The organism is Luteolibacter rhizosphaerae, assembly GCF_025950095.1.
GTDB classification, from domain to species: Bacteria; Verrucomicrobiota; Verrucomicrobiia; order Verrucomicrobiales; family Akkermansiaceae; genus Haloferula; species Haloferula rhizosphaerae.
Genome location: NZ_JAPDDR010000026.1, coordinates 1 through 21963 on the forward strand (window position 1 = coordinate 1; position 21963 = coordinate 21963).

Annotated in this window: 20 protein-coding genes, 1 rRNA gene and 1 pseudogene; 10 read left to right on the forward strand and 12 right to left on the reverse strand. The window is 62.6% G+C overall.

Annotated features, from left to right (window positions below):
* Positions 1 to 193: 193 nt before the first annotated feature.
* The gene (locus tag OJ996_RS26020) at positions 194 to 448 is read right to left on the reverse strand and encodes a hypothetical protein (RefSeq protein WP_264516693.1); all 255 of its coding nucleotides are present in this window, start codon (positions 446 to 448) and stop codon (positions 194 to 196) included.
* A gap of 5 nt (positions 449 to 453) precedes the next feature.
* On the reverse strand, positions 454 to 951 hold the full coding sequence (locus OJ996_RS26025) for a GNAT family N-acetyltransferase (protein WP_264516694.1): 498 nt from the start codon (positions 949 to 951) through the stop codon (positions 454 to 456).
* 195 nt (positions 952 to 1146) lie between these two features.
* Here OJ996_RS26025 and rpmH point away from each other — a divergent pair.
* From rpmH to OJ996_RS26050, 5 genes and pseudogenes are all read left to right on the forward strand, one after another.
* Positions 1147 to 1278, forward strand: a pseudogene (rpmH, locus tag OJ996_RS26030) (50S ribosomal protein L34); the annotation flags it as partial.
* A gap of 78 nt (positions 1279 to 1356) precedes the next feature.
* A complete protein-coding gene (rnpA, locus tag OJ996_RS26035) occupies positions 1357 to 1713 on the forward strand; it encodes a ribonuclease P protein component (protein ID WP_264516695.1) in 357 nt (118 codons plus the stop codon).
* Between the two features lie 88 nt (positions 1714 to 1801).
* The gene (gene yidD / locus OJ996_RS26040; protein WP_264516696.1) at positions 1802 to 2074 is read left to right on the forward strand and encodes a membrane protein insertion efficiency factor YidD; all 273 of its coding nucleotides are present in this window, start codon (positions 1802 to 1804) and stop codon (positions 2072 to 2074) included.
* Positions 2075 to 2104: 30 nt separating this feature from the next.
* Positions 2105 to 3976, forward strand: coding sequence for a membrane protein insertase YidC (gene yidC, locus OJ996_RS26045; protein ID WP_264516697.1), 1872 nt, complete (start codon positions 2105 to 2107; stop codon positions 3974 to 3976).
* A gap of 134 nt (positions 3977 to 4110) precedes the next feature.
* A complete protein-coding gene (locus OJ996_RS26050; protein WP_264516698.1) occupies positions 4111 to 4485 on the forward strand; it encodes a DUF2237 family protein in 375 nt (124 codons plus the stop codon).
* A 2-nt stretch (positions 4486 to 4487) separates the two neighbouring features.
* Here the strand turns inward: OJ996_RS26050 and OJ996_RS26055 are convergent, their stop codons facing one another.
* Positions 4488 to 7202 (reverse strand): endonuclease/exonuclease/phosphatase family protein, encoded by a 2715-nt coding sequence (locus tag OJ996_RS26055; protein ID WP_264516699.1) that lies wholly within the window; start codon positions 7200 to 7202, stop codon positions 4488 to 4490.
* Positions 7203 to 7327: 125 nt separating this feature from the next.
* On the opposite strand from OJ996_RS26055, the gene OJ996_RS26060 reads away from it, so the two are divergent.
* Together OJ996_RS26060 and OJ996_RS26065 are read left to right on the forward strand one after the other, a co-directional pair.
* Positions 7328 to 7804 (forward strand): rhodanese-like domain-containing protein, encoded by a 477-nt coding sequence (locus OJ996_RS26060; RefSeq protein ID WP_264516700.1) that lies wholly within the window; start codon positions 7328 to 7330, stop codon positions 7802 to 7804.
* Positions 7805 to 7866: 62 nt separating this feature from the next.
* Complete coding sequence (locus OJ996_RS26065) at positions 7867 to 8787, forward strand: ThuA domain-containing protein (RefSeq protein ID WP_264516701.1); 921 nt, start codon at positions 7867 to 7869, stop codon at positions 8785 to 8787.
* A gap of 63 nt (positions 8788 to 8850) precedes the next feature.
* Here OJ996_RS26065 and OJ996_RS26070 read toward each other — a convergent pair whose 3' ends face one another.
* From OJ996_RS26070 to OJ996_RS26090, 5 genes are all read right to left on the reverse strand, one after another.
* Positions 8851 to 10848, reverse strand: a complete 1998-nt coding sequence (locus OJ996_RS26070) for a hypothetical protein (RefSeq protein WP_264516702.1) — start codon at positions 10846 to 10848, stop codon at positions 8851 to 8853.
* A gap of 8 nt (positions 10849 to 10856) precedes the next feature.
* Positions 10857 to 11261: a hypothetical protein gene (locus OJ996_RS26075; RefSeq protein ID WP_264516703.1), complete on the reverse strand. Its 405-nt coding sequence runs from the start codon at positions 11259 to 11261 to the stop codon at positions 10857 to 10859.
* 98 nt (positions 11262 to 11359) lie between these two features.
* On the reverse strand, positions 11360 to 13192 hold the full coding sequence (locus OJ996_RS26080; protein WP_264516704.1) for an ATP-binding cassette domain-containing protein: 1833 nt from the start codon (positions 13190 to 13192) through the stop codon (positions 11360 to 11362).
* Positions 13193 to 13309: 117 nt separating this feature from the next.
* Entirely contained in the window at positions 13310 to 13867 is a 558-nt protein-coding gene (locus tag OJ996_RS26085; RefSeq protein WP_264516705.1) for an alpha-ketoglutarate-dependent dioxygenase AlkB family protein, read from the reverse strand.
* 71 nt (positions 13868 to 13938) lie between these two features.
* Positions 13939 to 16407 carry a DNA translocase FtsK gene (locus tag OJ996_RS26090; protein WP_264516706.1) on the reverse strand — a complete coding sequence of 823 codons (2469 nt, stop codon included), beginning with the start codon at positions 16405 to 16407 and terminating at the stop codon, positions 13939 to 13941.
* Positions 16408 to 16556: 149 nt separating this feature from the next.
* Here OJ996_RS26090 and OJ996_RS26095 point away from each other — a divergent pair, with 149 nt between their 5' ends.
* Positions 16557 to 17492, forward strand: a complete 936-nt coding sequence (locus tag OJ996_RS26095) for a type I phosphomannose isomerase catalytic subunit (RefSeq protein WP_264516707.1) — start codon at positions 16557 to 16559, stop codon at positions 17490 to 17492.
* A gap of 13 nt (positions 17493 to 17505) precedes the next feature.
* On the opposite strand, the gene folD is transcribed toward OJ996_RS26095, so the two are convergent.
* The 3 genes from folD to OJ996_RS26110 are packed head-to-tail and all read right to left on the reverse strand — an operon-like array spanning position 17506 to position 20554.
* On the reverse strand, positions 17506 to 18378 hold the full coding sequence (folD, locus tag OJ996_RS26100; RefSeq protein ID WP_264516708.1) for a bifunctional methylenetetrahydrofolate dehydrogenase/methenyltetrahydrofolate cyclohydrolase FolD: 873 nt from the start codon (positions 18376 to 18378) through the stop codon (positions 17506 to 17508).
* Positions 18375 to 19061, reverse strand: coding sequence for a lysophospholipid acyltransferase family protein (locus OJ996_RS26105; protein ID WP_264516709.1), 687 nt, complete (start codon positions 19059 to 19061; stop codon positions 18375 to 18377). The genes folD and OJ996_RS26105 overlap by 4 nt, the downstream gene beginning before the upstream one ends.
* Entirely contained in the window at positions 19061 to 20554 is a 1494-nt protein-coding gene (locus OJ996_RS26110) for an FGGY family carbohydrate kinase (protein WP_264516710.1), read from the reverse strand. Before OJ996_RS26110 ends, OJ996_RS26105 begins: the two co-directional genes overlap by 1 nt.
* 121 nt (positions 20555 to 20675) lie before the next feature.
* Between OJ996_RS26110 and OJ996_RS26115 the strand changes: the two genes are divergently transcribed.
* Both OJ996_RS26115 and OJ996_RS26120 read left to right on the forward strand, forming a co-directional pair.
* Positions 20676 to 21137, forward strand: a complete 462-nt coding sequence (locus OJ996_RS26115) for an iron-sulfur cluster assembly scaffold protein (protein WP_264516711.1) — start codon at positions 20676 to 20678, stop codon at positions 21135 to 21137.
* A gap of 6 nt (positions 21138 to 21143) precedes the next feature.
* Positions 21144 to 21794, forward strand: a complete 651-nt coding sequence (locus tag OJ996_RS26120; protein ID WP_264516712.1) for a class I SAM-dependent methyltransferase — start codon at positions 21144 to 21146, stop codon at positions 21792 to 21794.
* Between the two features lie 91 nt (positions 21795 to 21885).
* On the opposite strand, the gene rrf is transcribed toward OJ996_RS26120, so the two are convergent.
* A 5S ribosomal RNA gene (gene rrf / locus OJ996_RS26630) occupies positions 21886 to 21963 on the reverse strand; the annotation flags it as partial.

The following is a 21963-nucleotide window of genomic DNA, read 5'->3' on the forward strand; positions in this document are numbered from 1 at the left end:
TGAATTGTTCGTCGTATTGCCTGCGCTTGGCCGGATTGGAGATGGGGCGCAGCGGATCTTTCGGATTCATCGGTTCTGGGAAGTTACCCTACTTCCCGTGTCCTCACTTTCGAGGAAAGATCAACCCCGGGCTTTGTTGCGTAGTCCCTTCGGGACAGTGGTTTAAGGCAAGGGCTTGGAGCTTGGGCTCGCCTCACTTCTTCCACCAGTCCTCCTCCCGCTCCCATGGCTCGCGGGTTTCGCCGGAGCCGGCGGGTTGGGCGGGACGGTTTTCGGCTTCTTCCTCCTGGCGGAGTTCTTCCAAGAGCTTCTCGACTTCGGTCTCCGCGCGTTTGCCGCTGCGCTTGATGTTGAAGACGAGCAGGGCGACGACGCTGAAGCTCAGGACGAGGATGACGACCATCGACATCGCGAGGCCGTCGGCAGGATTGATCGCGACGAGCGACATGGCTTTCAGCCCTCCGGTCCGATGATCCGCCGCATGGGGATCATGTTCGAATATTCGAAGCCGTTCTTTTTGAAGAAGTGCTGCGATTCCGCGCTGATCTTGTCGGTCAGCAAGGTGATGCGCTTGAAGTCCTTCTGCTTGGCAAACTCGATCACCTTGTCGAGCAGCATGGTGCCGTAGCCCTGCCCGCGGTGGGAGGGGTGGACGATGACGTCTTCCATGAGGATGACGAAGCCGCCCATGGCGGTTGAGATGGTGAAAAGCAGATTCACCATGCCGATGATGCGGGTCTCATTCCGCAGGACGAAGATCCGGCCCCGACTCGGCTGCTCGAGGATCAGGGCGAGGCCGCGCTGCTGGGCATCGTGGTCCGGCGTGAAATCGTCCGAGAGGGCGAAGAGCTCCATGACCAGATCGGTCAGGGCGGGAAGGTCCTCGATCGTCGCCGGCTCCACCTTGGGGCGGTTAGCCACTGCGATGCCGCTTTCAGGACCCGTGCTCACGGGACCGAGGGTGGCACGCCGGGAGGGGGGCGGCACGAAATTTTCCGGCCATCTTTGAAAAAATTCCGTCGCAGGGGAGATTTGGCGGATTGACAAGGGAGGGCTGACCCCTAGAGTGCGCGCCCCGCCGAGCCGGAACAGGAGTTCCATCGCGTCGCGGGCAGAAAGAAACGCTTTTCCCGACACCTTACCGCCATGAAACGCACATTCCAGCCTTCCAAGCGCACCCGCAAGCGCCAGCACGGATTCCGCGCCCGCATGGCGACCAAGTCCGGTCGTGACATCATCAAGCGCCGCCGCCAGAAGGGCCGCAAGCGTCTCATTCCGAAGGGTGCCGAGCTGCAATACGCCCGCCACACGACCCAGCACGGGGTGTAATCCACGCCTGCGCGCCGCGCCCGGCCCATGCGCCTCCCGCGGAAGCAGAGCATGTCGAAACGCGCGGATTTCTTCCGCGTGCGCAAAGACGGTCAGGCGAAAGCCGGCCGTCTTGTTGTTGTCAGCACCTTGGCCGATTCCGAGCTGCCCGGCCTGCTGGTGGGATTCATCACCACCCGGAAGGTCGGCAAGGCACACGACCGCAATCTGCTGCGCAGGCGGCTGCGCGCGATCGTGCAGCGCCACGGCCACCTGCTGGCCGAGCCGAAACGGCTGCTGGTGACGATCCCCCGCCCCGGCTCAGCCGCCGCCAGCTTCGCCGAACTGGAGTCCGACTGGCTGAAGCAGGCCAAGCGGCTGCGGCTTTTCGGCGAGCCGAAGTAAGTCGCGGTGGTAAAAGCCGCCCAAGATTCTCACTGCGGAAGCTCTGCGGAGTGCTAGTTCCTTTCCCTCTCGATTTCCGAGACCCCGAGTGAAACGCCTCATCCGCTTGGCCATCCGCTTCTATCAGAAGTTCCTCAATCCCGTGCTGAAAGCGCTGGGGGGGCCGAACTCGGGCTGCAGGTATCAGCCGACCTGCTCGAACTATTTCATGCAAGCGGTGGAAACCCACGGCTCCCTGCGGGGCTCCTGGCTGGGGGTTCGCCGGATTTTCCGCTGTCATCCGTGGGGGGGCTACGGTTATGACCCCGTCCCGCCGAAACCGGGTGCGAATCCCGACTGTTCCCACGGGCCTCATGCCTGAGCCGGAACCTTCCTCTTTCTCTCATTCCCAATGTACGACCGCAAAACTTGGATCGTCGTCACCGTCTGCAGCATCCTGCTCGCAGTAAACATCTTCTATCAGCAGAAGAACACCCGGATCCTGCAGGAGCAGAAGCAGCGCGAGGCTGCCGAGCAGGCCGCAAAGAATCCTCCATCGGCAAGCAGCCCGGACACTCCCGCCAAGCCGGAAGCCGAGTTGGTGGAAACCGAGCCTCCGGCCCAAGTGGTCGAAGTGGAAACCAAGCTGGAGACCTCCGAAGCCATCTTCGTCTTCACCAGCGTGGGCGGTGGACTGAAGTATGCCGAGCTGAAGAACCAATCCGTGGGCATCGAAGGCCCGGTGCGGGTGAACCGCCATGGTGCCAACCCTATCGGTGCGATCTCCGACGGCGTGGACCGCGTGGAATCCGGCAATTACACGATCGTGCCGGAACTCTCCGAGGAAGGTAAGTCCGTGGTCTTCCGCGGCAAGCTGCCCTCCGGCCTGTGGGCACAGAAGACCTGGAGCCTGCGCTCGCATGGCAACGAGGGCGATCCCTTCATGCTGGACTACAAGCTCCAGCTCGAGAACGCCGGCGAGAACACGGTGAACCTCGACAACTACAGCGTCTTCCTCGGCACGGCGACGCCCTTGGACAACGTCGAGCGGCCGGATCAGACGGGCTTCGTGATCAACGACAGCCGCAGCTTCACCTACCACTCCAGCACCGAGTTCGCGAAGGCGTGGTTCGGTATGCGGAAGGCGCGCACGCAGATCACCGAGCCGGTCGAGAAGGCGCTCTACGCCGGGGTTTCCAACCAGTTTTTCTCCAGCGTTTTCAAGCCGGTGGAGCCGACCGAGTCGCTGGTCTGGAGCAGCTACTCCGAACTCACGCTGGTGCCGAACACGCACACGGTGAAGTCCGTGCGCGCCGGCCTGCGCCTGCCGAAGGCCACGCTGTCTCCCAAGGAGCAGCGCTCGATCGCCTACGAAGTTTTCACCGGTCCGAAGCAGAACCGCGTGCTCCGCAAGATGGAGGACAAGTGGGGCAGCGAGTGGGGCGCGCTGATGAACTACGGTTTCTTCAGCCCCTTCAGCCGCTTCATGAACTGGTCGCTGCACTGGGTCCACGAGGTGATCGCAAAGATCTCGGACAAGTGGTCCTGGGGTATCTCGGTCGTGGTGCTGACGATCCTGCTGCGCACCGCCATCTGGCCGCTCTACAACCGCTCGAACCGCACGATGAAGCGGATGTCCAAGCTCAAGCCGGAGATGGACAAGCTGCGCGAGAAATACCCGGATGATCCGCAGAAGATGCAGATGGAGACGATGGCGCTCTATCGCAAGTATGGCATCAACCCGATGGGCGGCTGCCTGCCGATGTTCGCGCAGATCCCGATCTTCTTCGGCTTCTACTCGATGCTGCTGCACGCGGTGGAGATGCGCGGCCAGCCCTTCCTGTGGGTTACCGATCTGTCCCAGCCGGACACGATTTCCCACATGTTCGGCCTGCCGATCAATCCACTGCCGATCGTGATGGCGATCACGAGCTTCGCGCAGATGGCGATGATGCCCAACACCGGCGGGGACAAGACGCAGATGATGATCATCAAGTTCATGCCCTTCATCTTCCTCTTCGTCTGCTATAACTTCGCCTCCGCACTGGCACTGTATTGGACGACCTCGAACGTCTTCTCGATCGCTCAGACCTGGATCAGCAACCGCATGCCGGAGCCCGAACTGAAGGCGAAGGCCGGCGGCAGCGGCAAGAGCTTCATGGAGCGCATGGCGGAGAAGGCCGAGGAGGCCCAGCGCAACCAGAAGATGAAGCAAGCGAAGGGCCGCGAGGTGCCCCCGGACGACGACGAGCCGAAGAAGCGCTCGCCGCGCACCGGTGGCTGAAGCTGCCCGCCAGGACAGAATTTACGAGAACCCCGCGTGCGATCCACGCGGGGTTTTTCTATGCGGGGGAAACGGTTTAACTCGTCACCAATGCCGGATTGGACGAATCGCCGGAAGCGGTTAGGTTAATCCTGATGGCAGTGGAACGGAGAAACGTGCTGGGGGGGATTCTAGAGCCGTGCTCGACCCGCCCGATGACCGGCTTCTTCCGCGACGGTTGCTGCCGCACCGGTCGCGGCGATGTGGGCGTGCATGTCGTTTGCGCCCAAGTGACGGACGAGTTCCTGGCCTTCTCGAAATCGCGCGGCAACGACCTGTCCACTCCCCGGCCGGAGTTCGATTTCCCCGGGCTGAAACCGGGGGATCGCTGGTGCCTCTGCGCCTCCCGCTGGAAGGATGCGCTGGACGCGGGCAAGGCGCCGCCGGTGGTTCTGGAGTCGACCCATGAGGCGGCACTGGAGTTCCTCGATCTGTCGGACCTGCGCGCGCACGCCTGTAAGCAGGCCTGAACTCAATCCCCTGCCCTTACGCGGAAGAAGAGCCGGTCCTCGGTGGTCGGGAGCGGCACCACGATGGTCTGGCCGCTACCGGTGAAACCGCCCAGCTCATCCCACTCCTCAAGGTCCGGGCTGGATTCGACGGTGTATTGGATTCCCGCCGCCCCGGGGAAAGAGAGCTGGTTGCCCGCCGCGGAGAGGAGCGTGCGGAAGACGGATGAGGAATCGAGCGGATCGGTGCCGAAGGCCAACTCGTCGGCGTCCGACTGCTGGTCGTTGTCGTCGTCCGGATCGACCGAATTGGCCAGTCCGTCGCCGTCGGTATCGGGATCGCTAGCTTGGATGAAGGTGACGCTGAGGTTGTCGATCGCGATGCCTTGGGAGGGCAGCGCAGGCACGGTGAAGGTCTGGCCCGAATTCGGCTGCCCGGGACTGAAGGGCAAAGCGGTGAATTGGGTCCAAGCGAAGCCGGAGGCCTGACCGGCATTTCCCGTGAGGCCGATGGCCGAGATATCGGCAGCTTGGACAGGCTCCTGATCCACGCCGATATCGGTGGAAATCATGCCGCTGGCGGGTCCATTGGTGGCGGTAAACGAGCCTTCATAAGAGATGAAGTGCAGCACCGAGCCGTTCACGACCACAGCCATGCCATCGAGATCATTCTGCAGGCCGGAGATGGCCTTGCTGAAGATGCGGTAGCCGGAAGAGGTGGTGGCACCGGCGGTGAAGGTATCCAAGGTGTGCGTGCCATAGGTGGCCCCGCCGTTCCCATTATAGAGGACCAAGGAAACCGCGGAAAGCGGACCGGTGTAGCCCGGAGCCACCACGATCTCCACGAACTCGTTCGAGTCCGTGCTGGTATTGTCGTAGTGGATCTCATTCACAAAAACATCGGTGGGGTCGACGCCGCCGCCTGCACCGGGAACGAAGGACAAACGGAGCTCGAAGCTGGCGCCGGGAGGAATCGAAAGACCGCTCACCGTGGTGGAGCGGGTGGTCGTCGAGCCCCCTGCCACCGGACCGGTCGGCAGGGTGGTGCTGGCCGAGTAAGCAAGAGCCGGGAGCGGTGTAGCCGTTCCATCGTAGAAAAGCTCAGCGCTCAAGGTGTCCGCCGTGCCACCGAGAGCACCCCGCCATTGCTCGACATCGAAGGCGATCTCCAAGGCCGAGATCGGCTGCGCCGAATCATTGATGAAGCTGGCGCTAGCCACGGTACCGCTGCCACCAGGCAAGAACCCGAGCGATGAATCCACGATCGAACCGTAGGCACGCAGGCCGGGGAGTGCGGAAGAACCGCTATCCACACCTCGCCAAGGATGGCTGCCGGTGGTCGTCCATGGGGCGGGATCGTGGTTACCGCCGAAGCCATCGAAGGTCTCGCTCACGGTGGCTCCGGGTCCGCTGAGTCGGTAGGGACCGTCCACATTCTCGACGACCAGCACGGCATTGTCCGGATCATGCCCCGCCGCCATCACCGTGATGGTCACGCTGCGCTCGGCATCGACGAGGTAATTTTTCGGAGTGCGGATGGCGACGCTGCCACTGAGAGACCCGGCGGGAATCTGAATCACGGGGGTGACAGGCACCGCAGCTCCCGGATCATCCGAAGAGAAAGTCAGCGTGATCGGTTCCGCGAGCACGGCGGGCAGGGTGACCGTGGCCATCACGCTGCCATCCGGCATGCCTTCCAAGACACCGGGCAAGGAGAGCGAGAGCGCGAGATTCGGCAGATCCGCATCAAGCTCGAAATCGCCGAAGAGGGCGAGGTGATCTGAGGCCGTCTGGCTGGTGTCCGCGGCAAGCGGTTCCCCCGCCTTCGGCAGTCCGGAAGAGTTCGAGACATCCAGCGCGGAGTTGTAGATCTCCGAGCCGTGCATGCGCCCGGCGATGGCGGGCGAGACCATCATGAGGTCGAGGATCGATGGAGTGGTGGCGTAGGGGAAGGTAATGGCCGAGCCATCCACTTGGCGGATATCGAGACGGCTGATGCCGGGAGTGGTGAAGTAGGAGACCGGATTGTTCGAGTAGCTCACTGGCAGGACGACATCCGTGCCGAGGCTGTAAGAGGCGGGCAGACCGGTCGGCAGGGTCGTGTAGGTGCGGTTGGCTCCGACCATGTTGAAATCGCCCATGACGATGTAGTTGTGGTCGTCGGTGAGGCCTTGGTCGGCGAGGTAGCCGGTCAGACGTTTCATCTCGACCAAGCGGCGAAAGCGGTCGTCGGTGCCATCGCCGGACTTCAGGTGGGCGGCGATGATGGTGGGATCGTTCGTGGTGCCCGGGACATCCACCTTCACCGCCGGGAGGAAGCGGGTCATTTCCCTCGCGGCAGGTGGTGAGGCGACCACGTTCGTGCTGAGGAAGGGATAGCGGGAGAGAAAGATGACGCGCAGGCTGTTGTCGATGGGGGCGGTGTAGGTGGGCGGGCTACCGGCGACGGGAGCCAGATAGAGGTAGGGGTAGCCGAGACTGGCGGCGAGGGCATCGAGGTCATCCGGATCGCCGGACACGTCGGCGGAATCGATTTCCTCAAGGGAAACGACGTCGGCATCGATGCGGGCGAGAACCGCCTTTACGGTTTCGTGGTCCGGCGTGCCGGGGTCGCCCAAGCTGTAGATGGGCGCGCTGCCGGAGAATTGGGCGCCGATATTGAAGGCCGCCACGCGGATCTCCACCGCCGAAGCGAGGGACGACAGCGCCAGAAGGGAGAGGAGGGTTTTCGACGCCACGATGTTCGGAAGAGTAGCAGATCGGGTGCCGGAAGCCATCCGGGATTCAGCTGGCCTTTTCGTCACCTTGGGCCGTGCCCACATTGCCTTTGCACCGGGGGGCGGGATGCGGTGGAATCCGGCGCGTGAAGGGATTCGTTCTGGCGGCAGGGATGGCGGTGCTACTGACAGGGTGCGAAGATGGCACGCCTCCGGCGGAGCCCACCGCATCAGTCCCGACCAAGAAGCCGGAGCCAAAGCCCGCGAAAAAGCCTATCCCGGCAGGCAAACTAACGGAAATCAGCTTGGATGCGTTTTTCCCCAAGCAGCAGTCCGGCGCGGTCTTGGTCTACGATGCCCGTCCCGCTTTCGTCTCCGCCTTCGGCAAGATTCCGGGAGCGATCCCGTGGCCGAAATCGGAGTATGATGTGCTCCTCCCCCAGCGCGAGAAGGAGATTCGCGATGCGAAAGATGACGGCAAAACGGTGGTGATCTACTGCACGGATCTGGCCTGCCCGGACGCCCAAAGCGTGGGCGAGAGGCTGATTACCCGCGGGCATGATATCGCGATCCTGAGGGGCGGCTTTGCGGCTTGGAAGGAAACCGGGCTGCCGACGGAGTGAATGGATGAAATCCCGGGCGAGGGTGGAATGTATCCGGTGTTTCAACCGATACCGGAAATCCCATGGCCATCGCTCCACGTTCCCTGATCCTCGCTCTCGCCTGTGCGGGAGCTGCCACCTTCCTGCTCATGAGCCGTAGCCCCGCCGAGCCCGCGAAAAGCGGATCGGGAGAGAAGAAGAAGATCGTCTTCGTGGCCGGGCGCCCGAGTCACGCTCCCGGCGAGCATGAACACCGGGCCGGCTGCATGCTACTGGCGGATCACCTGAACAAGAGCGGCATGCCGGTCGAGGCGGTGGTGGTGGACAACGGCTGGCCGAAGGATGAGAAGATTTTCGACGGGGCCTCGGCGGTGGTGATCTATGCCGACGGCGGCGGTGGTCATCCGGCGATGCCGCATCTGGCCAAGCTGCGCTCGATGGCGGACAGCGGGGTGGGCATCAGCTGCATCCACTACGGCGTGGAAGTGCCGAAGGGCGACGGAGGGAAGACCTTCCTGGATGTGATTGGAGGCTATTTTGAAACGGACTGGTCGGTGAATCCCCACTGGGACGGGAACTTCAAGCCTGCGAAGCATGAGATCGCCCGCGGGATCTCCGAGTTCAAAATCCGCGACGAGTGGTATTACCACATGCGTTTCCGCGAGAACATGGAGGGCGTGACGCCGATCCTCTCCGATGTGCCGCCGGCTGACACACTGAGCCGACCGGACGGAGCGCACTCCGGGAACCCCGCGGTGCGGGCTGCAGTGCTGGAGCGCAAGGAGCCGCAGCACGTGATGTGGGCCTTCGAGCGCAGCGGCGGAAAGAGCCGCGCCTTCGGCTTCACCGGCGGACACTTCCACAAGAACTGGAAGCACGACGATCACCGCGGGATCGTGCTGAACGCGATCGCTTGGATCGCCCACGTGGATGTGCCTACGGACGGAGTGCCTAGCAAGACTCCGAGCGAGGAGGAAATGGCGGCGAATCTCGACAAGAAGTGAATCGAAAAAGGGGTGCCATGCGGCACCCCTTTCGCGTTTCAAGATCTGCGCGCCTGTACCCGCTTATTGCTCTTCCTTCCCGGAGGCAGAGGCCTTGGCGGAAGATCGCTCGTCCGGAAGGATCTGCTCGAGCATGCGGTCGATCCCCTGCTCCGCCATCTCGCTGCGCGGGTAGATCGAGCGGGCCTTGAGATACCAGGAGAGGGCCGAGCCGACCTGCTTGTCGCGGCGCTCTTCGAAGGCCTTGGCGGTCATCAGCGCCTTGGTGAAGTCGGCCACATCCGGCGCGAGACGCTCCAGTTCGGAGCCGAGCTTCGGATCATCCGGGAAGTCTTTACGGATCGCGGCAAGCTGCTCCCATGCGGCTTCCTTCTGGTCCGCCTTGCTGAACTCGGAGGCCTTGCCGATGGCGGCCTCGATCTTACCGAGATTCGTGATGATCTGCTTGAAGGCTTCCTCGCGATTGGCATCGCCGGCGATGGCGGGAGCGAGTTCATACTGGCGGCGGAAGATCTCGCGGTAGTTCGCCTCGCTGACGAGACGGTCGAAGTCGTTTTTCGCGACGGCCATGCCGCTGCCGGTTTCCACCAGCTTATCGAACTCGGCGAGCTTGGGGTTTTGCGGCCAGACTTCCATGGCCTTCTGGATCTCCAGGCTGGCCTTTTCGTGATCGCTCTTCGAGGCGGCCAGCTTGGCGGCATCGATGTGCATGTTGCTCACACGGGTGTAGGTCGCAATGGCGGCTTCCGCCTTGGTGCCGTCGAAATCCCCGGAAGTCTCCTTCAGCTTCGCGACGAGCGTCTTGGCGGTGGCGTAATCCTTCGAATCGATGGCGGCGATCAGCTTGTAGGACTCGCGCACGAACTCAAGGACCTTGCGCTTATCATCCCGCGGCAGCGTCCGGATGGTCGGCATGAACTCGCCCGCCATGTAGGACTCCTGGAGACGCTTCGCGGCGCTTTGAAACTCCTTCTTTTCGAGCAGGAACTTGAAGGCGGCCACGCCTTGGTCGACATCGCGGATCGCCTCGCTGGCGAGCGAGTCAACGGCGGAAACCGTGGGACTGGTGCCAAGGCTCTCGCCGAAGAGCTTGGACATGTCGGATTTCTTGTCGATGTGCAGCTTGCTGTCGCCGTCCTTGAAGATCTGGTTGTAGAAGCGCGAGGCCATCACCACGTGCTCGAAGCGGCGCTGCGCGAAGAACTGCAGCATGAGCGCCTGATACTGGACCTTGGCCTGAAAGATCTGGATCTCTCCCTTCGAGAGATTCTCCTTTTTCATCCCGTCGATCTCATCGACGCGGCGCTCCGAATCGCGGTAAGCCATGGAATCGGTGCCGGTACCGGTGCGTTGCTCGGTACTGGTATCCGTCTGCTGTTGCTGCTGCTGCTGCTGGTCGTTGTTATTGTTGTTGCCGTTCTGGTTCTGGTCGCGACGACCCTGCGGGCCGAAGGAGCGGCGCTCGCCGTTACGGGTACCCTTGGCGATGGTGTCGGCATTGCGGATGAGACGCTGCTTCTCGTCCTCCATCGCGGAGTTAAGCGCGCGGGTGGCATTCACATCCTTCTTGGCCAGCACCGCGGTGTAGATCGCTTGCGAAAGCGAATCACAAAGCTTGGCATCCGCCGGGAAGGAAGAGGCGCGGGGCAGGAGCTTCACGCCGGCGGCAAAATCGGGGCCACCCGGATGGTGCGGCGAGACCTTCTCGAGGATCTGGGAGATGATGTCGCGGTATTCCTTGGCCGCCTCCGAATCATCTTCGGGCTCGTTGAGGTAACGCTCGAAGCGGGCAGCAACCAAACGGTTGTCGGTAGCGGCCCAAGTGCGACCGTTGAAGGCCACGGCCTCGCTCGAAGGATCGAAGAAAGGCAACTCGTTGCCGAAGGGGGAGTTGTTCTGCTTCGGCTGCTGATTGTTCTGCTGGGTACCGCCTTGAGTTGAATCCTGAGCCGGAGCGGCAGGGGTGTCCGTCACCTTGTCGCGGACATCCGGGTGCAGCACTTGAGCCGTGGCGACCACGGTGCCGGCGGCGATGAGGAGAAGGGAAGAGAGCGTTCTCATGGCAGTGCTCAAAGGCGGTTGATTCCGGTGGCCACAGGGATACCGCCCTGGCGGATCTTCACTTTGATCGCGTAGCGCTGGGAGCGCTCGATGTTCAGCTTAAGGAATTCGGAGGGGATCTCGACGCCCACGAATTCGGCACCACCCGGCGTCTTCACTTCCACGCTGACAACTTGGTTCGGGCTGGAATCCCGGAAGAACTTCTCATCGATGGTGCCCTCGATCACATACTCGTTATCGCGCAGCGAATTCCCATTCTCCATGTAATCGGAGACATTGAGATTCGAGACTCCGGCAAAGGACTCGGTCTTCTTGCCCATGAGGGCTTTCCCGCCAAAGAAGGCGACGGCGACGAATACGGCGATTCCAATGAGGAGGCCGGGGCTGATTCCAGAACTGGCACGACGAGCCATGATAAAGAGCGAGTTTGGGGAAAAGTCGGATGATTAAACGTCCCGCGCGAATGCAAGTTTCCACGAAACTCCTGCGGATTCACGCCTTTTTATCCGGGCTAATCCCACTGGTGGCGACGGGCTCCGATCCAAGCCGCGATCAGACCGGCAGCGACATGGAATGCGAGCATGTAAAGGCACTCCGCTCGCTCGGCCAAGCCGGTGTCGATCACCGACTTCACCGCATGCAAGACCTTGGGCTCCAAGGCACTGACGCTACCGGACCAAGCCCAGTAGGCGGAGATGAATTTCTGAGTGAAGAACTCCACGGAATCCGGCAGCGCCAGCACCGCCCCGGAAAGCGGTAACTGGAAACCGACGAGATAAATCGATAGCAGGGAGGCCTGCTCGGCAGTCCGCATAAGCGCGGAAATCCCGAGGCAGATCGCCGTCATGGCCCCGTTGATCAGGAGCAGGAAGATGATATGGCTCTCGAAGCCTCCCCCACCGCCCCGGAAGGGTGCGAAGAGATTCACGAACACGCCCATCCAGAGGGACTGCGCCAAAACCAAGCAGGCGAGGAAGGCCACCTTGCTCGCGAGGTAGGCGCTGGGGCGGAGCCCGCCGAATTTCTCCTTCTCGAAGATCTGCCGCTCGCCCGCGATCTCGCGGGCCGAGTTATTCGAGCCCATGAGGGAGAGCAGGATCACTTGGAACATGATGATGCCCGAAATCGCCGAGCCGACCGTCACCTGATCCCGCTTCACCGTCTGCTGCTCCGCAATCTCCGCGACGATGTTCCCCTGCCGGGTGTCAGAAAGGTTCGCGATCTGGCCGTTCGCATTCTCGGAGAACAGCGTTACCAGAATCGGGAAACAGAGCAGGATCGCGAGCTGGAGGAAGACCTGTCCGCGGTCGCGGAAGAAGATCCGCCAGCGCCGTGAGAGCAGGGTCATGAACTGGGTCATGAAGCCCGGAGTGCGGACCTTCGGGGTCTCTTCGGCAGGGGAAGTAAGCGGAGCCACTTTCTCCAGGACGGTGGTGCCGACTTCGGCGGCGGGAGCCGACTCCCCTTGAGACGAAGTGGACACCGGCTGGTTCACGACCCCCAGCGGAAGATGAAGCGCCCCCGAATCGATGAGCTTGGTGCGCACCTTGTCCAGCTTGCTGTAGTACGGCGCGCGGTGCTTCATCCACGAGCTCTGCCAGCGCTCGGAGGTTTGAGTGGCGAGCTTCGGATACACCTCCTCGGTATCGTGCACCGAGAAATAGTGGGTCACCTGATCCGGCGGACCGTGATAGGCCACCCGGCCTTCATGCAGTACGAGGATGGAATCATAGAGCTCGAGGTGAGCGAGCGAGTGCGTGACCGAGAGGACAATGCGCCCTTCGCGACGGGAGAGATCATGAAGCAAGCGGACGATCTCGCGCTCCGAGCGGGGATCAAGGCCGCTGGTCACCTCATCGCAGAGCAAGAGCTTGGGATCGGAGACCAATTCCATGGCCAGGCCTAGACGGCGCTTCTGGCCTCCGGAAAGCACCTTCACCTGACGGTCTGCAATCGCAGCGAGGCCGGTCTCCTCCAGCACGCGATCGATGCGATGGTCCAGCTCCTCATTGTCGCGGACGGCCACGCGCAGCTTGGTGGCGGCTTCCACCGATTCGTCCACCGTAAGCGGATCGTAAGCGATGGAGAACTGGGGTACATAGCCGATGTCCGAGGCTTCGAGATCACCTTCCACCGAGAGATTCCGGCCTTCCCAGTAGAGGCCGCCGGAGGATTCCGGATTCAGCCCCGCGATGGTCTTGAGCAAGGTGGTCTTGCCACAGCCGGAGGGGCCGACGATGGCCATGAAGTGCCCGCGGGGAATCCTGATGTTGACCAGATCGACGAGGTTGATCGACTCGCCGTCCTTCTTGATGGTGAAACAAACGTCCTGAAGTTCGAGCACGGTTCGAAGGGTGAATTCGGATGCTTACGCAACAAAGCGAAGGAATTGCGCAAGGGCGAGAAGAAAGGAGGGGCCGAAGCCAGCACCCTCCTTCCTTCCCCGAGGGGCTTCGGCAGCTCAGCGGGATCGCCTTACGGCCAGCTCCTCGGGCGTAAGAATATGCCGAAAGGTCAGGCTGATCCTGCTATCATCCGTCTCGGTCTTCTTCACCGCATGCAGCCAATGATCCTGCGTGCCCTGGCTCATGTAGAAGAGCGAGCCATGCGGCAAAGGGTATTCCACGGTGAGCTCGGGATCTGTCTTGCTGCGGAAGCTCGGGCAGCGCTCCGCACCAACCGAGAGGATCGCCACCCCCGTGCCTTCCGCGAGGTTGTGGGTCGCATCGGAATGGAAACCCATCGATGAGCGCCCGGATTCGTAATAGTTCAGCAAGCAATTCGTCGGCATGAAGCCGAGACGAACGGAGATTGCTTCGCACAGCGGAGCTAGGCGGGGATGCATCGGCACCAACTGATAGTCGACACCGGAGTCGTCATAGGTCTGGCCGAAGCAAGCGGTCTTCCGTGCTTTCATCCGTTCGTCCCATTGCACCTCCGACAGCAGAGCCTCGAACAAGGCACTGGCATCGGCGGGACTTAGAAACTGGGGATCTAGCGTGGCTTCCGGTTCGGTCATCATCGTTGGACCGCCAGACTATCATAGCCCGGACACCTGATCCAGTCCCTGCTTCGCGCCGCGATCCCGTTTCACTTCAGATACACCTCGCGCGGCTTCGCACCATCGCCAGGGCCGACGACGCCGCGGGCTTCGAGGATATCCACCATGCGCGCGGCGCGGGTGTAGCCGAGACGCAGGCGGCGCTGGAGTAGCGAGGTACTGCACTTTTGCTCCTGTCGCGCGACCTCGATGCACTTCATGATGAGATCTTCATCCGCCGGAGAGATCTCCTCCTCGTCATCGCCATCTTCACCACCGGAGTCGATGGAGCGGACAATGTCCGACTCGAAGTTCGGCTCAGCCTGGGCGGCGCAGTGGTCGACCAAGCGCTCCACTTCTTCATCCGAAACAAAGGCACCCTGCGAGCGCTCCAGCTTCGCGGAGCCGGGCGGCAGGTAGAGCATGTCGCCCTTGCCCACCAGTTTCTCGGCGCCCTTCGTGTCCAAGATAACGCGCGAGTCGAGCTGCGAGGAAACTTGGAAGGCGATGCGGCAGGGAATGTTCGCCTTGATGATGCCGGTGACCACGTCGGCACGCGGTGTCTGCGTGGCGATGATGAGGTGAATGCCCGCGGCACGCGCCTTCTGCGCAATGCGTGCGATGCACATCTCCACATCCGCCGGAGCGGTCTGCATGAGGTCCGCCAACTCATCGATAAGCACGACGATGTAGGGATAGCGGTCGGGGATCTTCTCCTCCTCGATCGGCAGTTCTTCCTCCTCGGCTTCGGCACCAAGCTCGCCAGACTCTAGCGCAGCGGCGATGGACTCGATGGCGTCCATGTCCACCTCTTCATCGGCGTTCCATGGTGGCGGGGCCTCTTCCTCTTCTGCGGCCACCTCCGGTTTCTCCGGACGGACGCGGTGGTTGAAGGAATCGAAATTCCGCACGCCGGTCTTCGCAAAGACGCGGTAGCGCTTCTCCATCTCGTTCACGACCCACTTCAGCGCGGCCACGACCTTCTTCGGATCGGTCACGACGGGAACGACGAGGTGGGGCAGCTTGTTGTACATCTGCATTTCCACCACCTTCGGGTCGACCATGATGAAGCGGAGTTCATCCGGGCCGAACTTGAAGAGCATCGAGGCGATGATCGAATTGATGCAGACCGATTTGCCCGAACCGGTGGCACCGGCGACGAGCAGGTGAGGCATGGCGGCGAGGTCGCCGATGACCGTCTTGCCATAGACATCCTTGCCCAGGGCGAGCGGGATCTTCTTCTTGGCCGAGCGGAACTCGGGATCCTGCAGCAGCTCGCGCAGGGGCACGGAAACCTTCTGCGAATTCGCGAGCTCGATGCCCACGGTGTCCTTGCCGGGAATCGGCGCGAGGATGTTGATCCGCTCCGCACAGGTGGCGCGGGCGATATCCGCCTCAAGCTGGGCGATGCGCGAAACACGCAGACCGGTGGAGGGATAGATCTCGTAGCGGGTGATGGTCGGGCCACGGGTGATGTCGCCCGGAGTGACCTCAATCCCGAAGGCCCGAAGCGTTTCGACGATGGTGCGCTGGGTCGCGAGAAGCTCGTCGCGGTTCGCCTCGGGGGCTTCTTCACCGGTATCCGGATCGAGCAGGTCGAAGCCCGGAAGCTCGTAGTCCTCGAAGCCCGCGGTCGAAAGCGAGAGATGTCCTTCTCCCTTCTGCTTGCGCTCGAAAGGTTTGTCCCCCGGCTTCGGCGCATCGATCTTGCGCTGCGAGGCATCGAAAATCTGGGGGGCGGGAGTTTCGCGCAGCGGCAGCTCTTGCTGGCCTTGGGGCTCCGGCGTCGGAACGGCCGCGGCACTTTTGGCCTCGCGCTCCTTACGGCGGCGCTCGCGTTCACGCTCACGCTCGTTGTTGCGGATCTCTTCTTTCTCGGCAGCGACGCGCCCCTCTTCCTTGCGCTCGCGGTGATTGGCCATCGCCTCAAGAATCAAGGCATGGACGCCCTTGATGAATTTCACCGGCGGCTGGCCGGTAAGCAGGATCAAACCGACCAAGTAAGCGGCACCCAGTAGCAGCAACGAGCCGATGCGATTCAGAAGTGGCAGGAAGATGTGATTCCCCAGCAGCCAGCCGGTCAGGCCGCCCGCATGCTTGCTCCAGTCTACCCCGGTGCCGCCCCGCAGCGCGTGCATGAAGGCGGCACCGCTGAGGATGAGGATGATGAACCCGACCATCGTTCGCGGCCAGAGACGGCCGTCGAACACCAGCTTCACGACGCCGAACCAGATCAGCGCTACCGGCACGATGTAACCCGCGGCACCGAAGAGGGCTACTTGGATGAAGCCGAGAACCGCCCCTACCCCGCCGATGAAATTGTGGCGCTCCTCACCTACCGCACGCTCGGTCGCGAAGTCCCGGAGAAAGCCGATATCGTTCAGGTCCTTGGGCGTGAAGGAAATGACCGAGAGAAAGCACAAGAGGCCGACGCAGATCAGCACGATGCCTACTACCTCGTTCGACCAACGCGGTGGCTCGGATTTCTCGCCTCGTTTGCGGTTGTCACTTTTCGCCATGCCGGATTTCCCCCGGCCAGCATCCCCCGCAAGAACCTGAGGGGCAAGATTGTTTTCGATTCACCGATTGTATGGAAATCCGTAAAAACGGGCTTTTCCCGAACCCGGGACTTCCAGAAACAAGGTCGACCCGCCAAGTTTGCCGCCCCGTGGAACCCATCGTCTTCGAGCCCCTCTACATGCAGCGCGTCTGGGGTGGACGCGAACTGGCACACCAATATGGTCGCAAGCTTCCCGATGAAGCGCCGTACGGCGAGTCTTGGGAAGTGGTCGATCGCGAGACCGAGCAGTCCGTGGTGCGCGGTGGGAGCCATGCGGGGAAGACACTTCACGAGCTCTGGACAAAGCATCGCGACGAGGTGTTCGGCCTCGGACTCCCGGAGACCGAGCGCTTTCCGATCCTGATCAAGGTCTTGGACGCCCGCGACGACCTTTCCATCCAAGTCCATCCGCCGGTCGCGCTGGCGGACTCCCTGAAAGGCGAGCCGAAGACCGAGATGTGGTACATCGCCGATGCGAACTCCGGGGCATCGCTCCATGTGGGCCTGAAACAAGGCGTGTCCCGGCAGGATTTCAAGGCCGCCATCCAAGACGGAACGGTCGCGGAGGCGGTCCACTCGATTCCGGTCCAAGCCGGGGACTCGATCTTCATTCCCTCCGGTCGGCTCCACGCCATCGGAGCCGGTCTTTTGATCCACGAGATCCAGCAGAACAGCGATACGACCTACCGGGTCTTCGACTGGAACCGCCTGGGCCTCGACGGCAAGCCGCGGGAGCTCCATGTGGAAGAATCGCTGGCGAGCATCGACTTCGAGGATTTCGAGCCCGACCTCGCCGAACCGGACCAACAGATCATTGCGGAATGCGAATACTTCCGGGTGGAGAAATTGAAGCTCCAGCCAAGCGAGAGTTGCGGCCACCGCGATCCCCGATGGTTCTCGATCTTCTCGGTCGCCGAAGGCGAGGTGGAGAGCGGCGGATTCCGCTTCAATAAGGGCGATTTCTTCCTACTCCCCGCCGGCAATGGATCGGTGGTGGCGAAGAGCGGAAGCGTCATTCTCAGGACGACGCTCCCGGCGCGATAGATCCATCCAAGCTTCAGCCCAGTTGCCGGGCCGCCTGGAGTGTGTTCTTCATCAGCAGCGCGATCGTCATCGGGCCGACACCGCCGGGGACGGGGGTGATGGCGGAGCACTTCGGAGCCACCTCGTCGTAGGCGACATCGCCCACGAGACGGTAGCCCTTCTTGGTGGAAGGATCGTCGATTCGGTTGATGCCGACATCGATCACCACGGCGCCGTCCTTGACCCAATCGGCCTTCACCATTTCAGGACGACCGACGGCGGCGACGATGATATCGGCACGACGACAGATGGCGGGCAGGTCTTTGCTGCGGGAGTGGGCGATGGTGACGGTCGCATCCGAACCCTTCGCCATCAGGAGCAGGGCCATCGGCTTGCCGACGATCATGCTGCGGCCGATCACGACGGCTTCAGCACCGGCGGTCTTCACCCCGGAGGCGGCAAGCAGGCGCATGCACCCGGCCGGCGTGCAGGGGACGAAACCGGTGGGATCTTCAAGGGCGAGTTTCGCGACATTCTCCGGGTGGAAGCCATCGACATCCTTGCGCGGGTCGAGCGCACGAACCACGGCTTCTTCATCGATGTGTTTCGGTGGCGGGCTCTGCACCAGAATGCCGTGGATCGCGGGATCCGCATTCAACTCGCGGACGACGGCGAGCAGCTCTTCCTGGGTGGTGGTAGCGGGTAACTCGATCTTGCGCGAATAGAGTCCGAGATCGCCGCAAGTCCGCACCTTGGAACCGACATAGACATGCGAGGCCGGATCATCGCCGACAAGCACCACGGCCAGCCCGGGAGTGATGCCCTTGGACTTCAACTCTTGGACCTCTGCGCGGCACTCTTCCAATACGGAAGCAGCAACGGCCTTGCCATCAATTACGGAACTCATCGTACTTCTTCGGGAAAGGTTTCGCCGGTGCCCGCCCGCATGATCGATTCGATGCGGCTGCGCCAGCCTTCGAACTCATCTTCCGAAAGCCCTCCGGGCACGGCAAGCGCCTCGTCGAATATGACGCGCACGGTGCTGCAGGGCTTCGGGATGACGAAGCGGTCCCAAGTCTTGAGCCGCCAGCAGGAAGAATACTCGACGTGGATAGGAATCACCGGAGCGCCGCTGGTTTCGGCGAGTTTCACGATGCCCGCTTGGATCACGTGGCGGGGACCGCGAGGACCATCCGGGGTGACGCAGACATCCACGCCCTCGCGGAGCGCCTTCCGCATACCCACAAGGGCCGCGACACCGCGACGCGAAGACGAGCCGCGGACGGAGCCGATACCGAAGACCCCCATGGCCTGTGCCAGCGCGGCACCGTCATGGCTGGCGCTGGTCAGCACCACGGCCTGCCGGTGCTTGCCGCAAGCACGCTTCCACGCCGCGGGAACGGTGAAGATGCAATTGTGCCAGAGGCAATAGACGACAGGGCCCGCGATCCCACCGGGACGGGTGAGCCCGCAGCGGTCGGTGATCTCGAAGCGCAGCGTGGCGCACCATGCCTGCATGATCCGCCCGGCGAGCTTGCCGAGGAAGGTGGCCTTGCCGCTCTCGCGGATCTCGCTGCGATCGCCCGCCATTACAGGAAACCTCCCGCGTGCAGGGTCTCGACCAAATATTGCTGGCGGGCCAGCAGGCTCTGATAGAATTCGTGACGCTGTGGATCCGGATCGCGACGCGTGGAGTCATCCACGGTCACGATGTAGCCGGCGATTTCATCGAAGCCGAGCGACTCGCCATTGAGGCGGAAATAGACGACCGCCGCTTGCATGGCAGCGCCGAGCAAGGGGCCGCCGCTCCCGGCGACGGCGACGACGGGAACACCAAAGACATCCGCGAGGAGTTGCTGGAACGCCGGGCCGGCATCGCGGGCAACACGAACGCCGGCAGGCTCGAAGCCGAGGTCGCGAAGTCGGCTGAAAGCATAGCCGAAGCCTAGGGCCAGGCCCTCTGCGGAGGCGCGGGCCAAATTGGCCGGGGTGAAATTATCCAGGGTGATGCCGTGCATCACGCCGCTGGCATCCGGCAAGCGCGGGGTCGCTTCGCCACGCAGATACGGGAGGAACAACAGACCGTTTGCCCCGGCAGCGGTAGACTCCAAGGCGCGCTCGAACTCTCCGGCGGACCATCCGTAATGACGGCGTACGAGTTCCAATGCGGATACAGCGTTTGCCATCCCGAGGCGCGAGAGCCAGCGGCCCGAGGCATCGCAGAGCGTGGCGGCCTCACCGCGGAAATCGACCAAGGGACCATCCGAGACAGCGGAGAGCGAGCCATCCGCGGAGAGATCGGCGACGACGGCGCCATCCGATGCGGCACCGACCGCGAGGGCGGCCAAGGCGGCGGAACCGGAGCCCGGAGCGATAATGACGCCTTCAGGAAGTCCCCACGCTTTGCAGAGGGCGGGCCTCAAGGTGCCGCGCGGCTGGGCCGGGGAGATTCCCGGCGGCAGCATGTCGAAGAGGCGGACATCGATGAACTCCATCAACTCCGCGCTCCAGCGGCGCTGCGGGACATTGAAGAGCCCGGTGGTGGCCGCCGAGCCCGCTTCGATGCCTGCCTCTCCGCTGAGCCAGTAACCGATGAAGTCCTGCGGCGTCATCAGGCGGGCCGCGCGCTGGAAATGATAGGGCTCGTGCTGCTTGAGCCAGAGGCACTGGGCGGCGAGGGAACCTGCTTCGACGGGATTGCCAGCGAGTTCAATCAGCCCAGGCCCGCCGCCAAAGGCGCGACCGATCTCGTCGGCCTGGCGCTGGGCGGAGCGGTCGATGCCGAGCTTCGCCGGGCGGATGATGCGGTTGCTCTCATCGAGCACCACCATGCCACCGGTGGGTGCGGTGATGCCGATACCGGCGACGCTGCCGCGGTGATTACCGAGACCCTCGAGGCATTGACGCATCGCTTGGTCTGCAGCGGCAATCCATTGCGCGGGATCCTGCTCGCGATAGCCATCGGGGAGCCCCTCGACCCATGTATGGGCGGCGACGGCCTCCGCGGACACCGTCGCGGCTTCCAGATCGAGCGCCACCACGCGGGTGGCCGCGTGGCCGATTTCAATTCCGAGGAAATGCATGCACTGCTTTCTTTGGGGCCGGGTGTCACGGCATCCAAGGGGCGGGCATACCCTTTGCCGCAGCTACCCACTTGGCAAGCCCGCGCTTGAATCCTCGCGGTCTTGCCGCATCGTCCTCCGCGTGAGCGATTTCGAAGAGAAGGTGCGCGAGGCCCTCGCCTCCCCGCAAAACCAAGGTGAACTGGCTGATGCCGATGCGGTCGGGACGGTGGGTTCGCCGGACTGTGGGGACATGCTGCGGATGTGGCTGAAGTTCACCGAGAAGGACGGCAAGCGGGTGATCGACCGGGCCTCCTTCCAATCCTTCGGCTGCCAGACCGCAATCGCGGTAGCCTCGATGGCGACGGAGTTGCTGAAGGGCAAGACGGCGGAGGAGGCTCGCGAGCTCTCGGCGAACGAACTCACCGGGGATCTGGGGCCGCTGCCGCCGATGAAAATCCATTGCGGTCAGCTGGTGGAGGGTGCGCTCAAGAATGCACTGGATCAGACGCCGGCAGCGCCCTTGGCAGCACCGGTTGGAGGCACACTTGCCGAGGCGATGCAGAAGCCTGCGGGAAAGATCCGGATCGTGCCGCTGGATTGAGAAGTCATGGGCTTCTCGATCAACACGTTCTATCAGCAGATCTTCAGGCTATGGCGGAAGAAGCGGCTGGTCCTGTTCCAGCGTTACATCTCGCCGGGCAAAGAGGACCTGCTGTTGGACGTGGGTGGCTATCCGATCTTCTGGACGGCGCATGCGCCGATGGTAGCGAGAGTGGATACGCTGAACCTGCATTGCGGCAGCTTTGATGCGGAGCGATTCCCGGAGCACGAGATCAGAACGTTGGAGGGAGACGGGCGGGCGCTGGAGTTTGCGGATGGGAGCTATGATATTGCGTTCTCGAACAGCGTGATCGAGCACGTGGGTTCATGGGAGGACCAGAAGCGCTTCGCCGCGGAGATGTGCCGGGTGGGCAAACGCGTGTGGTGTCAAACACCTGCTCTGGAATGCCCGATCGAGCCGCACTTCCTCGCGCCCTTCGTCCACTGGCTGCCGAGGAGCTGGCGGCCTTTCGTCGTGTGCTACTTCACCCCGAGGGGTTGGGCGGCAAAGGGCAACAAGGCGGCGATCCAAGAGATGGTCGATTGGACGCGGCTCATCTCGAAACGCGAGATGAAGGAACTCTTCCCGGACTGCCAGATCGTAACCGAGTATCTGGCGCCCTTTGTGCCGAAGTCCTACATCGCGGTGAGGAGGTAGCCGACCCTGGTCCAAGGTGGTGAAGATCTGTTAGACGCGACAAGGGTACAAAAAAGCGCCCGGCCCCGATGTTACTCGGGGCCGGGCGAATACCTGGCGGCGACCTACTCTCACAGGACCTGTCGTCCCAATACCATCGGCGCTGCAGCGTTTCACTTCCGGGTTCGGA